We start from the raw sequence: 17,457 nt of genomic DNA on the forward strand, positions 1-17,457 counted from the left end.
CGGTAGCGCCACAACCGATAGCAAAACCTGTGGAGCCGGTCCGAATAATGCCCCGGGGTAAAACGCAGCTCCCGCCCGACCTGGAAATCGACGGTGCAGACTACGAGGTACCCGAAACCGAGTACACGCACGCCCGTATCGTCGGCAACGCCACCCAAGGAGAAGTCGATGCGTGCATACTCGTTCCCACGCTCCGCCCGGACTACCTCGAGTACCACGCGTTGACCGCGCTGTTCACCTCTCCCCGGAACACCAGCGTCATGGTGATGTCGTCGAACGCCGGGGTCCGCCGCCGATACAAAGACCTCGGGCTTCGCGGCCCCCACCTCATCTACAGCGAAACGCACTGGACACTGGCCAGCGTCAAAGCAGGAGGCGACCTGGCACAGAAAACCGAGCTCTACACCAACCAGGACGGCTACCCGCAGTTCCTCTACGCCAAATACAGCACCCGGCTCCCCAAAGGCAAAGACGCCGACCGGGTGCACACCGTCATCTACGACAGCACGGTCACCTTTGACTGGGATCGCTGGACGGAATTCAACGAATGGCGGGAGGAACACGACATCGCGAGCGTCGTGTACTTCTGCCGGGACCCGACCAGCCCGGTAGCCGACCAGGTGCTGGACGAGGTCAATACGACGTGGGGATGGACACCGGCGGCGATAGCAGAAATATACGACGACGGCCAAGGAGGCGTGGATACGTCTGCGGCATCGGACGGCGCCGGCATTGTCCCCGAAACCACGCTTCGCGATCAGGAACTCCTCCAGCAACGGGCACAGGGCGTGACGTTCGACCTGCAAATCCTTCCCTCCGGCGATGTTGCCGAAGCCCTATCGGCCGCCTGGAACCGGCACGACTCGCTGAAGGACTCCGCGTACAAGATCGGAGCAGACGACGCCATCATCGCGGTAAAAGGCGTCGAACGGGCTATCAACGGGTACTCCCGGCTGATCGCCGATCCTGAATACAGCCGGAACTACCGGGTCGGCCACGGTCGCGCCAAACCTCACGATGTCCGGATCGGCCAATTGGAAGCGGTCGCCGACGGCCTGTCCGGTGACGCGGGCGCTATCGCCAATTCCCTCCGGAAGGGTGTCCGGAGACTGGAAGACATTCGGGACGCTGTCAACGACGAAGACAACTTGGGCGATTGGAAGCGTGGCTCGGTGCTACGCGCCATCCAGTCGATCGTCGACGACGAGGAGCAGACGCTGCACATCGTGGCGCCTGACGAACCGGCCCGCAAAGCTGTCCGCGCCGACCTCCAGTTGAATCGTGGAAGCCTCTGGGGCCGGGCGAAAAGCCGGGTGGGCATTCACAGCCCGGCGACGCTCGCGCAAGCACCTGTCGCTGACGAGCTCATCCTGTACGGGCCGCCGCGGCGCGGTGACCTATGGATACTCCGGACGCCACATGCGAAGCGGCTGACCATCCTCGCGTATCCGCACGAACTCGGGTTACTGCACTACCAGGTCCGCTCACTCAACGAGGCGATTGCTGATTTCACACCGGTCGAAGTCACCGACCCGGACACGACCGACAAGGAGTCAGTACGGCGAAACACCGCTCTGGACGGCTCCGTTCCCTCGCTCACCAGTGGAAACGAGTCCGACGAGGAGTACTCCCCCACCCGGCAGATCGGGCCATACGAGGGTGTTTCCCTGGACATCCCTGACCCGGAGGAGGTCGCGGAATTCGACACGCCCGAGGTCGTCTCCGGCAGCGAGGACGACGATGAAAACGACTCACCCGTCGACCGGTACACGATCGTCGGCGGGGACAGTGACGAATCCCTGGACGACCTCGTCCGAGACACGGTCGGCGAACACCGGTCGGCAGTCGAAAACTTCGGCAATGACGGTGGCAACGGTGGCGGCGGAGGCGGCGGTGGTATTCCCCCGATCGGTGGAGGCGGCGGTGGACGTAGCGGTGCCCACGAGACACGCCGCATCAATGGCCTCGTCGAAGCCCAAACCGACGACGGCTACGCCTACGCCGGCGACCCCTCCGACACGGTCGAGGTCGTCCGCATGGGAGAAGGAACGACCGTAGAAAAGAAATTGAGCGATGTGAAGAGCGGTGAACGCGTCGTCCTCGTCCGAGACTACCAGGCAGTCCGGCAGGTGGTCGAAGACCACCTGATGAACATGGGCGAGATCGATATCGTCGTCCGCGCTCACATGTGGCACCAGCAACTCGACATCGAACTCGAGGACAGCGGCGACTCACTCTACGAGTTCAGAGAGAAAGTGGAAGCGGCCGGTGCAACCGCCTCCTCCGAGGGCACCTTCGAGGGCTGGTACACCGGCGAGGTGAACATGCCCCGGTCGAAAGCCAACCTACGAGCGATCGTCGACGCGTACGATATGGAGGAGGTGGCCGAACACTTCAACGACGTCTGGGACGCCAACTGGAAGATCCGGAAGATAAAACGAGAGGTGGTCAAACAGCTCAAACGGCAGGCAGCCGACGCCCTGGCCGACCACGACCCCAATGAAGACATCGTCCTCCACGACGACCTTGACGTCCGCCTCTCCGACTTCAACCCGACCGACCACGAAGGCCGTGCGCTCGTCGAACAGCACACGATCCAGACCGTCGTCAGCGACATCGAACGTCCTGTAAGCTACGTCGGGAAGTGGCGGCAGCGATCCGACTGAATCCGCGAAACCGCCATCCATCGAGGATTTCTAACCGAGGCAGGTTTAAGAGGCACGTTCCAGTCTGTAGTCATGTATTTCGATGGCGGGGAACAGACGCCCAATACCACCGCGGGATGCACCGGCATTCACTCGACCGCCGGACGACGCATACGACGACCCGCACGTGGACTACGACGCGGAGGAACAAGACTTCGCAGAGTCATACATCCGTCACCAATTCGTCAACGACGCAATCACCACCCGGCTGATCGAGAAACTGACCGGCCGCGGTGAGGACACCGAGACTCTGTACGGAAGCCAGCCCAGCAAACACCTGTTCGGCGGTGCGCTGTCAAGCCAGTACGCGTACCGGGAAGCACAAGCCGAAGACGACGCCTTCCAGGAATTCGCCGAGGACGTCGCACCGTTCACCATCGGTGTCCGCTTCCGCATCCCAACCGACCTGCCCAAGGACGTCACGGTCCAGTTCGACCCGCAGGCGAAAGGCTACCAGCGCCGCTTCCCCACACTGGACGAGCAGCGGACGCACTCGAACGCGGAGGACAACGCCGATGTCCTCTTCGAGGCCGTTGACGACGGCCGTGGCGGTCAACGGATAGAAGCGGAGAATCCCGACGAACAGGACACCGATGACGAAGGGGACGCAGTAGCTGACGGTGGAACGACTGCCGCATCGCCGGACAGCGACGGTCCCAGCGATACGCAAGAACTCGTACGCGTGTACGAACGGATCCCGTTCGAGTTCGATACCCTCGCACTGAGCGCTCCCGAAATCCAAGACCTCGTGGAAGCGGATTCTCCGCGCCGCGTTCCACTGACGGATACCATCCGCGACGCCAAAGCCGAAGCGAGAGCCATCGACGACCGGTTCCGGGAACGTGCAAGCGGGCTTGCCGCATCCGAAGCCAACGCTATCCCCGTCAACCGGCTGGAGGACGAGGACACGTTCCAGGCGTACCTCAATGAAACGTTCTCCGGCGAAGAGCTGGATCCGCTCTGGGACGCGCGGCTCGAGCTGGAAGCCCGTCGCGACGACGGTGACGGCTACATCACGGTCGTCGTCCGAATGGTCAACACCCAGGGAGAGGACTACGACGAAGCGACCGACCCCGAGTTCGAGGCATGGCGAGCGACACTGTTCGACGTCGGAGTAGAGGCAACGCTCCACCGCGACGACGGGGATACGCCTACGCTCATCGGGTTTGAATCCGAGAAGATCGAGGACGAATACCAGTACGACGGAACCATCTACGGCGTCGGCGAGAACTGTGCTGTCGATCCTGTCTATCCGGAGGGCGGCCACTCCGTCGTCGGCGCACCTGCCGTCGGCGTCCAGACCCGAACGGTGCCCACGTACCACCAGGCACGGTACCTCTCCCGGAACCCCGATGAAATCGCCGCCCCGTTCGACGCATTGGCCGGGAACAACGGCCGCGAGGCGGTGTTCAACACGCTTACCGATATCGCGTCCGCCATGGAGGAGGCCCAGGAGGATTACGAGGCGATCGAAGACGAGGTCGTGTCCGACAAGCCCTCCGGTGCGCAGAGCTCCTTCCAGGAAGCCATCGACGACTTCGAACGTGAGCGCGAACGGTTCGAGACAGGGATCGACCTGCTCCGCGATAACGAGCAAGCGTACGAAGCGTTCACGATGATGAACCAGGCGTTCGCCGACCTCGGATACGACCGTTGGCGGACGTTCCAGATCGTGTTCATCGTCATGGCCGTCCCGGACATGGTGGCGCAGGCGAAGACATCGGACGGCCCGCCACCAATCAGCCCACAGGACGAACGAACAACCAACTGGGAGCAACGGGAACCGCCCGAGGACTTGGCGCCCGACGTCGACTTCGACCACTACCTGGACGCCGCCGACGTCATCTACTTCCCGACCGGCGGGGGCAAGACCGAGGCGTACTTCGGGCTTGTGGTGTTCACCGCGTTCCACGACCGGCTGCGCGGGAAACAGTTCGGGATGACAGCGTTCACGAAGTTCCCACTCCGGTTCCTCTCCTTGGAGCAGCTCGAACGCATTACCGGGCTACTCGCCAAAGCAGAGGTGATCCGCCGTGACCACCCGGTAACCAGCGAGGGCGAAGAGTTCAGCGTCGGCTACTTCGTCGGCAAGGGCAACACTCCGAACGCCCTCTACGACGACGGCAACAACTACGTGGAACTCGCCCAGACTGACGAGGACTACAAGGAGGAAATGCTGCACCTCGAGGAATGCCCGTTCTGCGGGGAGAAATCGATCATCGTCGACGGCGACCCGGTTCAGGGCCGGATCGTGCATCGGTGCACCGACCCGGACTGCGACGAAGACGTCCTCCCGGTCTACCTCACCGACCGCGAGGTGTACCGGTTCGCCCCGACCTTCGTCGTCTCCACCATCGACAAGATCTCGATCGTCGGGATGCAGCGCCGGATGCGCACTCTGTTCGGCCAGGCCAAGATCCGCTGTGCGAAGCACGGCTACTCCGGAGAATCGGAGTGTACTGTACAGAGCTCCGCGCTCTCCACGGAAGGGCAATGCGATGAAGACGACTGGACCGAGGTTGAATCAACCGACCCGCCGTCGTTACTTATCCAGGACGAGCTGCACCTGCTCCGGGAGGAGTTCGGTGCGTTCGACTCCCACTACGAGACACTGCTGGAAGCATACTACGACCGCATCGCCCCGGGCTGGCAGACCAAGGTCGTCGCCGCAACGGCAACGATCCAGGGAGCGGAGAACCAAGTCCGAGCGCTCTACCAGCGGGAGACGATCCAGTTCCCCAGTGACGGGCCGCGCCTCCGGCAATCGTTCTACGCGTACGCCCATCCCAAGCGGACACAGCGGCAGATGGTCGGGGCCATTCCCCGGACGGTGAGCCGGACGTACGCGATCGAACGTGTCCACGAGGAGTGGGCGCGGATCGTCCAGGACTACCGCCGTAACCCGGATGACCTCTACGAGGCTGTGAAACGGGCCGCAGCTGACGATCCCTTCGACCTGTCCGATGCAGCCTTCCCGGGCGACCCGAACGATCGCGAGGAAGTGCTCGGGGACGTCCTGGACGACTACGAGGTCCAAGTGTCGTACCACCATTCGAAGGACAACACCGACCTCATGATGCGTGTCCTCCGGACCATGATCAACCAGCATCTCGCTGACGACATGGAGAACTACGACCGTATCGAGGGCCAATTAATGACGGGGGAGACGACACTCGACACGGTGCAGCAGGTGATGTCGGCACTGGACCCGGACACGTTCCATCGGCCCGGTCCGGACGACATCCGGATGCTCATCGCGACGTCGATGATCAGCCACGGCGTTGACCAGCCCGTGTTGAACTTCATCAGCTTCTTCGGCCTGCCACGGGAGACCGCCGAATACATCCAGACCTACTCCCGGGTCGGACGGAAGTGGCCGGGAACGGTGTTCATGCTTCACTACCCGCTCCGGTCACGGGACCGGTCGTACTACCGACGGTTCCAGCACCACCAGGCCTACCAGGACCTGCTGGTCGAAGCCACTCCGCTCGAACGGTGGGCGGAGTACGCGATCGAGTGCTCGCTTCCCGGAATCGTGACAAGCGCCCTCCTGCAGTGGGTTGACTACTACGCCGAGCCCGGCATCAATTCACCCCGGCTGTACATGGGTGAGGGACTGGACGAGGCTAGCGACGCTGGCGTCCTCAGCTACGAAAGCCTGTACACGTTCGTCAGAGAGGCGTGCGGCCTCGCTCCGTCACCGGACGCGGACCGCGACCCGTTGCTCGCGGACACGAGCGCTATCGAGATCTACGAGCGGAAGATCGGAACGGAGTTCGAGAAGGTCTGGGAGGCCCTATTCAAGGACGAAAACCGGCTGGACGAGTACGAACAGAAGGCCGACAACAACAAGTCGAACTTCCTGTCCGGCCTGCTTGAACGGGATGAAGACGCTCGCAAGCCGATGCGGAGTCTCCGCGATATCGACGAGCAGATCCTGGTCGGGATCGGTGGAAAAACGAACCAGGTGATCACCGGACTTCACCAGTCACGGGGGGACGACGAATGATGCCATCGCCACCCCTGGGACGGCGGCCACCTGTCAGACAACGACACTTCGAACCGACCACCGCAACCGCAGAACACGAGGGTATCCAATCATGAGTGCCGGCGACAACGACTACGAACTCCCGCGAGGCCTCTCGCAGGTCCTGCATAACTACACCCCCGGCGAGGTCGTGAACTTCGGTCAGGTCGGCGTCACGACCCAGGTCGATTCCTTCGACAACCCGGAAGAATTGGAAAACATCGACATGGACCGCGTGGCCACAATCCTGAAAGGCCGGGTATCCCGCTTCCGCAACCGAACGACCAGCGGGAAATGGGACAACCTCCAGGCCAGCGCCCTCAACGTGTTCAAACCCCACGGCGTCACCACCGAACTCTTCCCCCTGGTGTTCTACTGTGAGGACCCCGAGTGCCGAAAGGTCCACACCGCCAACAGCCCGGACCGACTCCCGTCCGATGGGAACTGCTACGCCTGCGGAACCGACCTCACACAGCTCACATTCGTGAACGTCCACACCTGCGGCCATATCGAGGGACCGGAACCGGACTGGCAGGACCGCTGCTCCACGCACGACCTGGACGACTACCGGCTGGTCCGTACAAGCGGCGGTCCCGGTACCTGGTACTACCGGTGCCGCAGGTGCGGTGAACGGATGGGCGGGTTCTCAACCATCTGCGAGGTCTGCGGCGATCCGATGGACGGTCCGCTCCCTGCCAGTTCAAACCGGGTGCAGTACGCCCAGACAGTCGTCATGGTCGACATCCCGTTCCTTGACGAAGATCCTGAGGACGTTCCCGGCGGGGAACCCTGGGCGCGGACACTCGCGGCGGTCCACCTCGGACTGATGGACGCCGACGAGGACCACACCCTCGAAAGCTTGGCCGCGAACGAGGGGCAGATGGACATGGTCCAAGGACTCCTAGACGACTTCGGCGGTGACAACCGCGAGGAGCTACGTGACCGCCTCAAAGACCTGGGCGTCCCGTTCCGCGGCCGCGGATACGCTGCAGAGGTTACCGACGACATCGTTCCACCGGATGTCGACAGCGACCAAGCCCAGCCGGAAGGCAGTGAGACGAACCTTGCGTGGGCGAACGTCGCCCAGCAACTGTTCACGTTCATCCGGTCCACGGAAGGATACGAGGGCGATGAAGACGACCGGCAGGACAGCCGCCACCCAGTCCCCGACTCGCTGGACGACTATCTGACCAACCCTGGATTCATCGACCGGCATCCGCAGGCGAAGCGATACCACGACCAGCTGGCAGACAGCCACTTCCGAAACGCGTGGGTCGTTGACCAGTTCCCACTTCTGAACATTCTCTACGGCCGGACACGGGCATCTCCCCGTCCACGAGACACGGATCTGCACGCGTTCGACCATCCGTTCAAGAAGCCGACCATCCCCCTATTCGGTGACCGAACACCGAGTGAGGCCATCATCTTCGAGATCGACCGGGCAGCGATCATCAACTGGCTTCTCGCGAACGATCGGATCACCGAGCAAGAGGCGCCCGATACCGACAGCGAGGTAGAGCTGAAACGGTGGTTTATCAACCACATCGAGACCACTGACCTCGAAACCGGGTTCACGAGTATCGAGGACCCGATCACCAGCGACATCTACCGATTGCTCCACACCATCAGCCACACGCTGATGGACGCAGCACCCGAACAGTGCGGCCTCTCAGTCGGAAGCCTGAGCGAGCGTATCCTCCCGGTCGTGCCAGCTGTCGTCATCTACGCGGCGTCCACCGAGAGCTTCTCCCTCGGCGCCATGTTCACACTGTTCAAGACCCGTCTTCACCCGTGGCTCGGCGATGCACGGAGCGTCGCCGAACAGTGCATCCTGGACCCTGCATGCCGCGAGGATCCCGAGAGTGCTGCCTGCGACGCCTGTATCCACGTCAACCTCACCAGTTGTGAAGCCATGAACCGCCACTTGGACCGGCGGCTTCTCACCGGCTCCCGCGACACCGTCGGATTCTACGACGACGAGATCGATGATAACGTGCCGCAGCGCTCGAACGCGGTTGAGCAGGCGATCCAGGAGGCTGAGGCAGGCAACACGGCAGACTAACCGATTCCAACCTCTCCATTCATGCCAGGTACAGATCCGCCACACGAACTCTCCGATGGGACTCCTCTCACCGCTGACTGGACACCCGTCCGCACCATCGAATCCCCCGAACGACTCAGCCACATCAGGGATGCGCTCGCAACCTACGGGGACGACGGCACCCAGCTCCCGCCCTCATCGTCACCGGATGACGAAACTACTGACCCGACAGTGGTCGAAATCGACCGTTCAGGGTTGAACGAACGCCTGGAGCAGCACACATCGGCTGACCGGCTGCTCTCCGCCCACGAGTTCACGACCTTGGTAACGTCTCTGATCGATGGTGACGCCGCTGTCGAATACGATACCGGACCAAGCAGCTATGCCCGCTACACGTTCGCCGTCGATCTCCACCTCGCACAGTCCTACTTTGACCAGTGGATCGCCGCAGCCACGAACAAGGCGGTCGACGCCGCACGGCAGCCGGACCCCACCGAAACGTCGCTGGTCGCGACGCTCCCGCCAGACGCTGATCCGGTCGCACAGCAAGCCGTCGATCGGACCGACTTGCAGCTCCAGACACTGCTGAACCGTGCGGACAGCATCGCCCGTATCGCCGCTCCGTACTTCGACCCCGACGAACGGGTATTTGAGGCCATCGTCGCACTTCCCGAACGAGGCGTCGAAACCCGTGTCCTGACGCGAGAAGTACGACCGCCACACGGAGACCCGGATACGCGGGACGCTATCGACCGGCTACGTGGGAACATGTCCGCCTCGGCACGAGATCTGTTCGAGGTACGTGACCTGTACGAGAAGGGCCCTGGCGGCCAGGAAGAGGCTATCCACGCAAAGGCCGTGATCGTTGATGAGAGCCGATGCTACCTCGGCTCCGCGAACCTGATCCAGACCGCGCTTACCTCGAACTTCGAGCTGGGCGTTCTCCTGGAAGGCCCCGCGGTAGAAGACGTCGTGAAGGTTTTCGACGCCATGTTCTGCCGCGCCGTCCCTGTCTGAAACGGAAGACTTCGGAGACTGGGGCGGGGGGACAGCCCACATAACGATCTTTATTCCCCCAGAATAAGAATCGAGTACGTAATGACCATCTCTCTCCCGTCGCAAACCCTTGATATCCCGTTCCTAGCGACGGCAGACCAATTTCGGCCACCCTGCAAGACTCGAACCCCTCATTTCCGCTGCGGGGTGGTGCCGTGACCAACAAATTCAGCAAGGACCGGGAGGAACCGCTCATCCTCCACTGCTTCGCAGACTACGGTGTCGAAAGCGATGCACTTCGGTGCTACGGCAACGTCGTCCGCGTCGGAATCAACGCCCGGAACACCAATGAGAGCATGGCCATCAAGGCCGATGCATACGAGTTCCCGATCGTCGACGACGTCACCTTCGACCTCGGTGTCTTCCACCCAATCTGCAAACGGTGGGCCAGCCTGACCAGTCTCTCCGGCAATCCGGAGGACCACCCGAACCAGATCCCGCGAGCACGCGAGCTCGCGGACAAGTACTGCGATCACTACGTCATCGAGAACAAGCCCGAAGCACCGCTGAACGACCCGGTCGTCCTCCACGGACGGATGTTCGGCCTGCCCATCGCGTGAACGCGCATTCGAGACGTCCTTCTACGTCCAGCAGCCACCGCGACACAAACGATTCGGGACCGACGGGGAGAACGCGGAGACGTCACCGTACTTCTTCTCCGAACGGTCGCACAAGTGGTGGGGCTCGGTGAAGGGATACCGGGCTGCCCGGTACCCCAAGGAACACCTGGCGAAGAACAGCATCCCCGCACCGTACATCCATCATATCTGCCGGGACTGGCTGCAGGTGTATGAGGACGGGGAAAACGCCGATCGTCCGGACTACTCCGATTACGACGCTAAAATGAACAACCGCCGCCGTAGAACGGCGAATCAGTCAATCTATGAGTACCTGGACGACGGGCCTGAACCGGACCACACCTTGGACTCGTTCGTAGAGAGCGAGGACGAACTCGACGCAGACCCGGAAGCGGAAGACGATTGAGAGGGCGACAATGGCCTATTATTGGCTGAACCAACGGGACGAGATGCAGGGCTACAGCGATGTTAAGGGCGAGGTGTACCATTACCGAAGTAACGTGCCCGGCCACCGGAAACTGGCCGCTGGCGACTACTTTGTGTATTACCGGCCGGGCGAGTACGTCATCTTTGGCGCCGGCACCATTGGGGAAATCGAGAGGAAAAAGATCAATCCCGAGCAGGAGACCAGGATGCTCACCGATTACTATGCTCACGTTGATTCGTACGTCGACTTCGACCCCGCGCTCCAGGTCCGGGAGATCAAGGACCGTATCTCGTTCTTGAAGGACCGTGACGGCCTGCGTGGGGTTCCGCAGAACAGCATCTACGAGATCAGCCGCGAGGACTATGCTGAAATCCTCCGGGCAGCGGGCGAACACACATTTCTATAAAACCTATAGAACCTCTCGTCGACCAACCCCAAACTCCCACATCATTCCGGGCGTCTCTGAATCCATGCTGATACAGACTCCTACAGATTTCACGCCTACCCACATCTTTCCCGAGGGGTGTGAACAGGAGTTTGTACATACTCTCGGAACCTTTAAGTCATCCAGCTTAGAACGAGGGGCGTGTGAGGAAATACGCGTGAAGCTTGTAATAGACCTCCCAGACCCCCTGGTCGGCCAGGTTAAGACGGCCGTCCAAGAAGGCGGGTACGAAAACGCCCGGGAGTTTGTAACCACCGCGATCGAGAACCAGCTGGAACTCGAGGAGTACGGGGACAACGAATTCAAGACGCTGGACGAAGCGATCGAAGAATTTGACACCAGCGAATCCCGCTCCTCCGACAACCAAGCCAGTGAGGAGGAACCACAAGAGTCGACAGACGTTCTCACCGACGGACTCGGCCGGCAGGAATACGATGCCGTGCCTACGGTTCCACCACCCGATCCGGAACGACTGGACCCCGGCCCCTTGTGGGGCCAGTACAACCGCGTGTTCCCGGCGAAGATCGTAGTCCGCCGGCTCGCGAACATGGTCCAGGATCAGAACGAAAGCGGTTCTCTCTCGGGGAACGGCATCCACTGGATTGAGCTGGACCACTTCCAAGACGACGCTGCCCAGCTCGCCCGCAATTATGGGTTGACGATTCGCGAGTACGACAAGAAAAAGTCGCGGGGGCGCGGCGAAAAGGTGGCGTCCGGTCTGCCGACGGGTGACGATCCCGACAAGTCGAAGGACCGGTTTGAGACCCATTTCATCGGGTACTCGGACCGGAACCGCAATCTGACAGGGGCACCGCCGCATCTGCACTTCGTCGACATCAGTGACGAGGACGTGTCCCGGATCGGTATCACCGACGCCGGCCTGGCATTCGCCGAACTCTACAACCCACTACTGGACGACGGGCCGGACGCCGACGAACCACTCTCCGCCGAGGAACGCAGCTTCTACCTGACCATGCGAAGGAGAATATCAACGACGAGTACGCGGCCATGGTGAAAGCGGCTCAGGCCGTCAACGAAGGGAGTAACCGGCCGACATCGCTCACCGAACATATCGCTGAATTGAATACTGATTGGAGCCAGTCGCAAGCAGACACGATGCGGTCCGGATTGGTCAGTAGAATGTACGAATTAGGGCTTATCAGCCGCGAACGAGTTGGTCAGCGTGGTATCGCGTACAATCTCACCGAGACAGGAGAGTCCTTGCTGGATGACACCGGGGTGGTCTCGGCATGACAGAGGGTTGGGGGTTCTCCAGGGCCAACCGCCGTGGCGAGTGGTCGGGCGGTGATCCGACCAAGTACGCGTTGGACAAGGAGATCAGCGTATTCACCCGCGAAGTCCTGCAGAACGCGAACGACCAGGGACCCGAAGACGACGGCCCGGTCGAGGTCTCCTTCCAGCTCACCCCGTTGACCGGCAGCGACCTCGCCGAGTTCAAAGAGGCGATCGACTGGGACGAACTCTACACCCACCTCGATACCGTGGCCGACATGGACAAGGGCCACGGCTACCGCCGGTACCTCAACCGCATTGAGGAAGAAGACGAACTCCTGCTACTGACCATCGAGGACCGGAACACCACCGGGCTCATCGGAAGCGATGACGACGAAAGCTCCAACTTCCGAGCGCTCGTCCGCGACGTCCTGTTCAGCAGCAAGCCGGACGAGGGAACCTCCGGCGGAAGCTACGGCCTGGGCAAAGCCGTCCTCTGGGCGTTCTCCGGCGTGTCCACGGTCATCTTCAACTCCCATCTCAACGAGGACCCGGACGACTTCAACTCCCCACGACTGATCGCACGCACCCGGCTTCCCACACACCGGTCCGAGGACGGGGACACTATCTATCAAGGCCCCGGCTGGTTCGGCCACTTCGACGAGGACGACGACGAAATCCCCGGTCCATCTGGAACGGCGAGGCTGAGGACCTGGCGGACGCACTCAGCATCAGCCGTCCGGCCGTCAGCGGGACGAGCGCCACCGTCGTCGGGTTCCGCGACCCGACCGCCGAGGAACAGCCGAGTGTCGATGACCTCGCGGACGACATTCTCGAAGCCTCGGTCAAGTACTTCTGGCCCGCCATCCACTTCGGCGACCTCGAAGTATCCGTGGAAACGCCTGACGGCGTCCGCGAAGCCGATATCGAGGAGGTCCCCGCGATCCACCCCTTCGTCAAGTGCGTCGACGAACGGTTCGAGCACAACGACGAGCTTGACGCTCCCGGCGACATCGCCACGCAGGAGATCCCGCTCGACATCCCCGACCGGTACGACGGTACTCCGACCGAGGATGGTGCCGTCACCCTCAGCGTCGGACTGGCCGGCCCGGACGACGACGAGGAACTCGTGAACAAGGTCGCGTTCTTCCGCGGCGCCGGCATGGTCGTCCGGTACTGGGACCGGGACCGCGTTGTGCTCGGTGACCGGGACTTCTACGCCACGCTCGTCTGCGGCCGCGCACGCGCATGGGGTAACGGCGGTCCCACTGACGCCGACGAGGACATCGAGATGTTCCTCCGGGCCGCGGAACCGCCGGAGCACGATAAGTGGACGTCCACCGAGAACCTGAAGGACGGGTACAAACTCGGTGGGCCGACCGCGGTAGACGGTCTGCACGACGACGTCACCGAGAGCCTGCGGAAACTGGTGCAGCAAAGCAGAAGCCGCGGAAAGCTCGGTCCGAAACGTCTCGCGAAACGGTTCCCGATCGGTCGCGGGAGCAGCCGTCGCAGCGACTCACCCACACCGGGACGCGTCATCGACGGCGACACGACCGTCGGCTTCAACAACGACACCGACCGGTGGGAGTTCTCCGGCTACCTGGAGCCAACTGTCGACGACCACCATGGCTGGTCTGCCACCGTCACCCTCCGCCGGATGGCAGAGGACGGCCCGACCGAGGACTTCATTCCCGTGGTCTCGATCCAGCCCGACGACTTGTCCGTCGGCCACGGCACCGCGGACGGCAAGGGCAACTTGGAGGCCGACGAGACGGTTAACGGCATCCAGTTCGAGGATACTCCGAAACCGATCCTCGGGAGGGCGAAACTCGGCTCGAGGTTGAGGGAACGGTGCAGCTTGGAGGTGACGACTGATGTCGACCGAAGAAGTCGAAATCGAAACCCGAACCCAACGTCTGCGTACGACCGCACTCCCCCACCCGTACCGCGAGAACGGTCTGGAGTTCGCTATTACCGATTGCGCGTTGGATCCTGACCGCGATGTCGACATCCAGTCGGGCAGCCGTCTGATCCAGCTGACCAGTCTGACCGAGTGGGACCACGCGACCGTTACGGGCACCCTCACCGTTCCCGAGGATCTCGTCAACTACGTGTTCCCCGACGACGAGCAGGACGACCCACCTGGCACCCTGTTCATCGCGATCCGGTGCCAGCAGACCATCCTCCGCGACCGCGAGATCGTGAAGGATGACTCCGTCCCGGCAGGGGAGTATCCGTTCGAGTTCGATCTGGACAGGGCGATGATCCGCGGCGGCGTCGAACTCCAGCCGTATCTCGTCCGGGCTGACGACCGGAGTGAGGTTGATGGTCGGTACGCCACCGACATCGGTTCCCGTCTCGCCAGCAGCGACGAGTGGCTGCTTGAGATCGACGACACCGACCTGCCGGAAGGGTTGCTGCGGCCGCACATCGAGAACTTCAGCGAGATGAGCGAACTACCGTCCGGCGACCATCTCCACTACCTCGACATGAGCGACGCCGAACGGCCTACGCTCTACCTGAACGGCGACCACAGCGCCATCATCAACGTGATGGAGAGCAGAGGGTCGACCGGTCCCGACGCCCGGATGCGCGACGCCATCTACGACCTGGTGGAGGCGTCCGTCTGGCCGCAGCTGATCATCCGCACTGCGACCGACATCAACCAGGAAGGCGAAACCCGCTACGACTGGCAGGACGACGTTCTCGACCTGTTCCACGACAAACTGTACGACGACGCTGACGTTGACGAGGCAGCGATGAACCTGCGGGAGGACGTCAACGACGAGGACCAGTTGGTGACGTTGATGCAGCACATCGACGACGCCGTCCAGCAGAAGACCGAGCCACCGGAGCAACTGATCAACCTCCTCGAGGAGGGATTGAAATGACGCAACTCAAACGTCTCGACCAGTCCGGCCACGTCCACATCAGCGAGGAGTTCCTGCGCGGTGACGAGGACCTGACGGTCGACGACCTCTCACCGTACATCGAACCCGTCAACGCCACCGGAAACCTGGAAGAACTTCGCCGTGTGCTGGATGTCGTGATGGACAGCTTCGACGAGCACGATCCGATGATCGACAGCGCTGCCGGTCCCAACGTCCACCAGTTTATCGATATCACGCGTCGGCAGGCTGGCGATCCCGGTGTCTGGCACTACCTGACGGTCGTTGAGTTCCCCGAGTTCGTGCGGTACCGGTGGCCGTACACCACCGAGACGGCGATGCGTGAAAAGTTCCTCAAGGCCGGGACGGACATCTACTCCAACGCTCTGCACCGGCTCTGGTGGATTTCCGAACTCACCTACGATATAGACGGTGATGGGGAGCGAGACTACTCACTTACGGAGGACGTCCTCGCTAACCAGACCCTCGCCAACAAGATCTTCGATCGGTGGTTCGCCCGGCACAAACCCGCGGCCGTCGCTTGCGCAGAGGTACTGCTGGAGGCGGAGGCCAACTCGACCGTCATCGAACAGACCACGCTCCGATTCCGCGAAACGCTGAGCAAGGTGCAGCTCGAAGGGATGTCCGAGGACGAGATCCGCAACCTCATCGAAACCATCCTGTTGGAAGTCGAGGCCGAGCTGAGCTAGAATGCGTCTATTCCCCGGTAAACACCGACTGGAAAGGGGATTACAATGAGCATAACAAAACCTGTCGTACTGGACGAATCGGATAACTTGAGCCGTACCGAGCTTGCTGAAACGGCAGAACGCTACGCCCGCGAAGTCCAGGAAACGTATCAGCAGAGCCCGATTGCCGACGTCGAACTGGCCCGCGTGGACTGGAAGGTCTCACCCCAGCTGTGCCGTGCTGGCGCGTACTGCGAAACGCTGCTGGATGACCCGCCCGAGCACACCATCGTCCTCTCCTATCCCGGTTACCGTTCCTGGGGATGGGATCGGATGAAAGGCATCATCCGTCACGAACTTGTGCACGTCGTCATCAACGAGGAGTACGAGGACGGTGTGACCGCTCACGGCCCCGAGTTCCAGGACGTCGCCGATTCGGTGGACGCACCGCTCCGCGGTGAAGACCCTGTCCCGTACCGATACCAGCTGTACTGCAGCTACTGTGGCGCTCTGATAGATGGGCTGTACAAGGCGTCCGACCGGACGCAGAACCCGGAGGAGTATCAGTCGCCGTGCTGTGAGACCACGTTGCAGGTCGAAACCAATTCGGACTGGCCAGGAATCGCCACCGAGTAAAAATTTTGGGCCCCGCTCCGCCTCGTGTTCAGATAAGGATTGAAAGGTGAGGCGTAGCGTTTTTTGAGTGCCTATGTCAGAAAACGCTAGCCTCAGCGGTTGTATCGACCGAATCGAGTTAGGTTTTGTGGAACGAGAGGCAACACCGCGGTTGTTGATGAAGCTCAGTATTCAGCTCCATCTTGCTGGACTATCACTTTCGAATACTGTCTCTATTCTTGAGATTTTCGGTGTTGAACGGGCACGATCCACCGTTCACAACTGGGTTCACAAGGCAGATCTACAGCCCGAAGAAGGTCGAAGCCCGGATCACGTTGCGGTTGATGAAACGGTGATCCGGCTCAACGACGAACAGTATTGGCTGTACGCCGCGGTCGATCCGGAGACGAACGAATTACTCCACACAAAGCTTGAACCGACGAGAACGAACGTTATTGCTTACTCGTTCTTTCGCGAATTACGCGAGAAACACGACGTTGACGACGCGGTGTTTCTCGTCGATGGTGCGACACCACTAAACGACGCGTGCCGTCGCCACGGCCTCGATTTCAGATATGAACGTCACGGAAATCGGAACAGCGTCGAACGTGTCTTTCGTGAAGTAAAACGCAGAACTACCAGTTTCTCGAATTGTTTTAGCAACGCCGAAGCAGAAACTGCAAACGAGTGGCTCAGATCGTTCGCCTTCGCATGGAATCAGCTAATCTGAACAGGACCCCGCTCCGGGCT

Annotated in this window: 14 protein-coding genes; all 14 read left to right on the top strand. The window is 61.5% G+C overall.

The window, feature by feature from the left end:
* Positions 1-47: 47 nt before the first annotated feature.
* The 14 genes from V8686_RS17330 (at position 48) to V8686_RS17395 (ending at position 17,437) form a co-directional block, all read left to right on the top strand.
* Complete coding sequence (locus tag V8686_RS17330) at positions 48-2,666, top strand: DISARM anti-phage system protein DrmE domain-containing protein (protein ID WP_340696210.1); 2,619 nt, start codon at positions 48-50, stop codon at positions 2,664-2,666.
* Between the two features lie 166 nt (positions 2,667-2,832).
* The gene (locus tag V8686_RS17335) at positions 2,833-6,714 is read left to right on the top strand and encodes a helicase-related protein (protein WP_379706935.1); all 3,882 of its coding nucleotides are present in this window, start codon (positions 2,833-2,835) and stop codon (positions 6,712-6,714) included.
* Between the two features lie 91 nt (positions 6,715-6,805).
* Positions 6,806-8,794, top strand: a complete 1,989-nt coding sequence (locus tag V8686_RS17340; RefSeq protein WP_340696212.1) for a Zn-binding domain-containing protein — start codon at positions 6,806-6,808, stop codon at positions 8,792-8,794.
* Between the two features lie 21 nt (positions 8,795-8,815).
* On the top strand, positions 8,816-9,790 hold the full coding sequence (locus V8686_RS17345; RefSeq protein ID WP_340696213.1) for a phospholipase D-like domain-containing protein: 975 nt from the start codon (positions 8,816-8,818) through the stop codon (positions 9,788-9,790).
* A 194-nt stretch (positions 9,791-9,984) separates the two neighbouring features.
* Positions 9,985-10,389 carry a hypothetical protein gene (locus tag V8686_RS17350; RefSeq protein WP_340696214.1) on the top strand — a complete coding sequence of 135 codons (405 nt, stop codon included), beginning with the start codon at positions 9,985-9,987 and terminating at the stop codon, positions 10,387-10,389.
* Between the two features lie 127 nt (positions 10,390-10,516).
* A complete protein-coding gene (locus V8686_RS17355) occupies positions 10,517-10,813 on the top strand; it encodes a hypothetical protein (RefSeq protein WP_340696215.1) in 297 nt (98 codons plus the stop codon).
* 43 nt (positions 10,814-10,856) lie between these two features.
* Positions 10,857-11,240, top strand: coding sequence for a hypothetical protein (locus tag V8686_RS17360; RefSeq protein ID WP_379706942.1), 384 nt, complete (start codon positions 10,857-10,859; stop codon positions 11,238-11,240).
* Between the two features lie 64 nt (positions 11,241-11,304).
* Positions 11,305-12,294 (top strand): ribbon-helix-helix domain-containing protein, encoded by a 990-nt coding sequence (locus tag V8686_RS17365; RefSeq protein ID WP_340696217.1) that lies wholly within the window; start codon positions 11,305-11,307, stop codon positions 12,292-12,294.
* A gap of 235 nt (positions 12,295-12,529) precedes the next feature.
* Positions 12,530-13,645, top strand: coding sequence for a hypothetical protein (locus tag V8686_RS17370; protein ID WP_340696218.1), 1,116 nt, complete (start codon positions 12,530-12,532; stop codon positions 13,643-13,645).
* Positions 13,642-14,511 carry a hypothetical protein gene (locus V8686_RS17375; RefSeq protein WP_340696219.1) on the top strand — a complete coding sequence of 290 codons (870 nt, stop codon included), beginning with the start codon at positions 13,642-13,644 and terminating at the stop codon, positions 14,509-14,511. The genes V8686_RS17370 and V8686_RS17375 overlap by 4 nt, the downstream gene beginning before the upstream one ends.
* On the top strand, positions 14,501-15,406 hold the full coding sequence (locus V8686_RS17380; RefSeq protein ID WP_340696220.1) for a hypothetical protein: 906 nt from the start codon (positions 14,501-14,503) through the stop codon (positions 15,404-15,406). The genes V8686_RS17375 and V8686_RS17380 overlap by 11 nt, the downstream gene beginning before the upstream one ends.
* Complete coding sequence (locus tag V8686_RS17385; RefSeq protein WP_340696221.1) at positions 15,403-16,113, top strand: DUF6339 family protein; 711 nt, start codon at positions 15,403-15,405, stop codon at positions 16,111-16,113. The genes V8686_RS17380 and V8686_RS17385 overlap by 4 nt, the downstream gene beginning before the upstream one ends.
* Positions 16,114-16,200: 87 nt before the next feature.
* Positions 16,201-16,728 (top strand): SprT-like domain-containing protein, encoded by a 528-nt coding sequence (locus V8686_RS17390; RefSeq protein WP_379706949.1) that lies wholly within the window; start codon positions 16,201-16,203, stop codon positions 16,726-16,728.
* Between the two features lie 73 nt (positions 16,729-16,801).
* Entirely contained in the window at positions 16,802-17,437 is a 636-nt protein-coding gene (locus V8686_RS17395; RefSeq protein ID WP_340696223.1) for an IS6 family transposase, read from the top strand.
* Positions 17,438-17,457: the final 20 nt, after the last annotated feature.

The organism is Haloplanus litoreus (assembly GCF_045690335.1).
Classification (GTDB): domain Archaea; phylum Halobacteriota; class Halobacteria; order Halobacteriales; family Haloferacaceae; genus Haloplanus; species Haloplanus litoreus.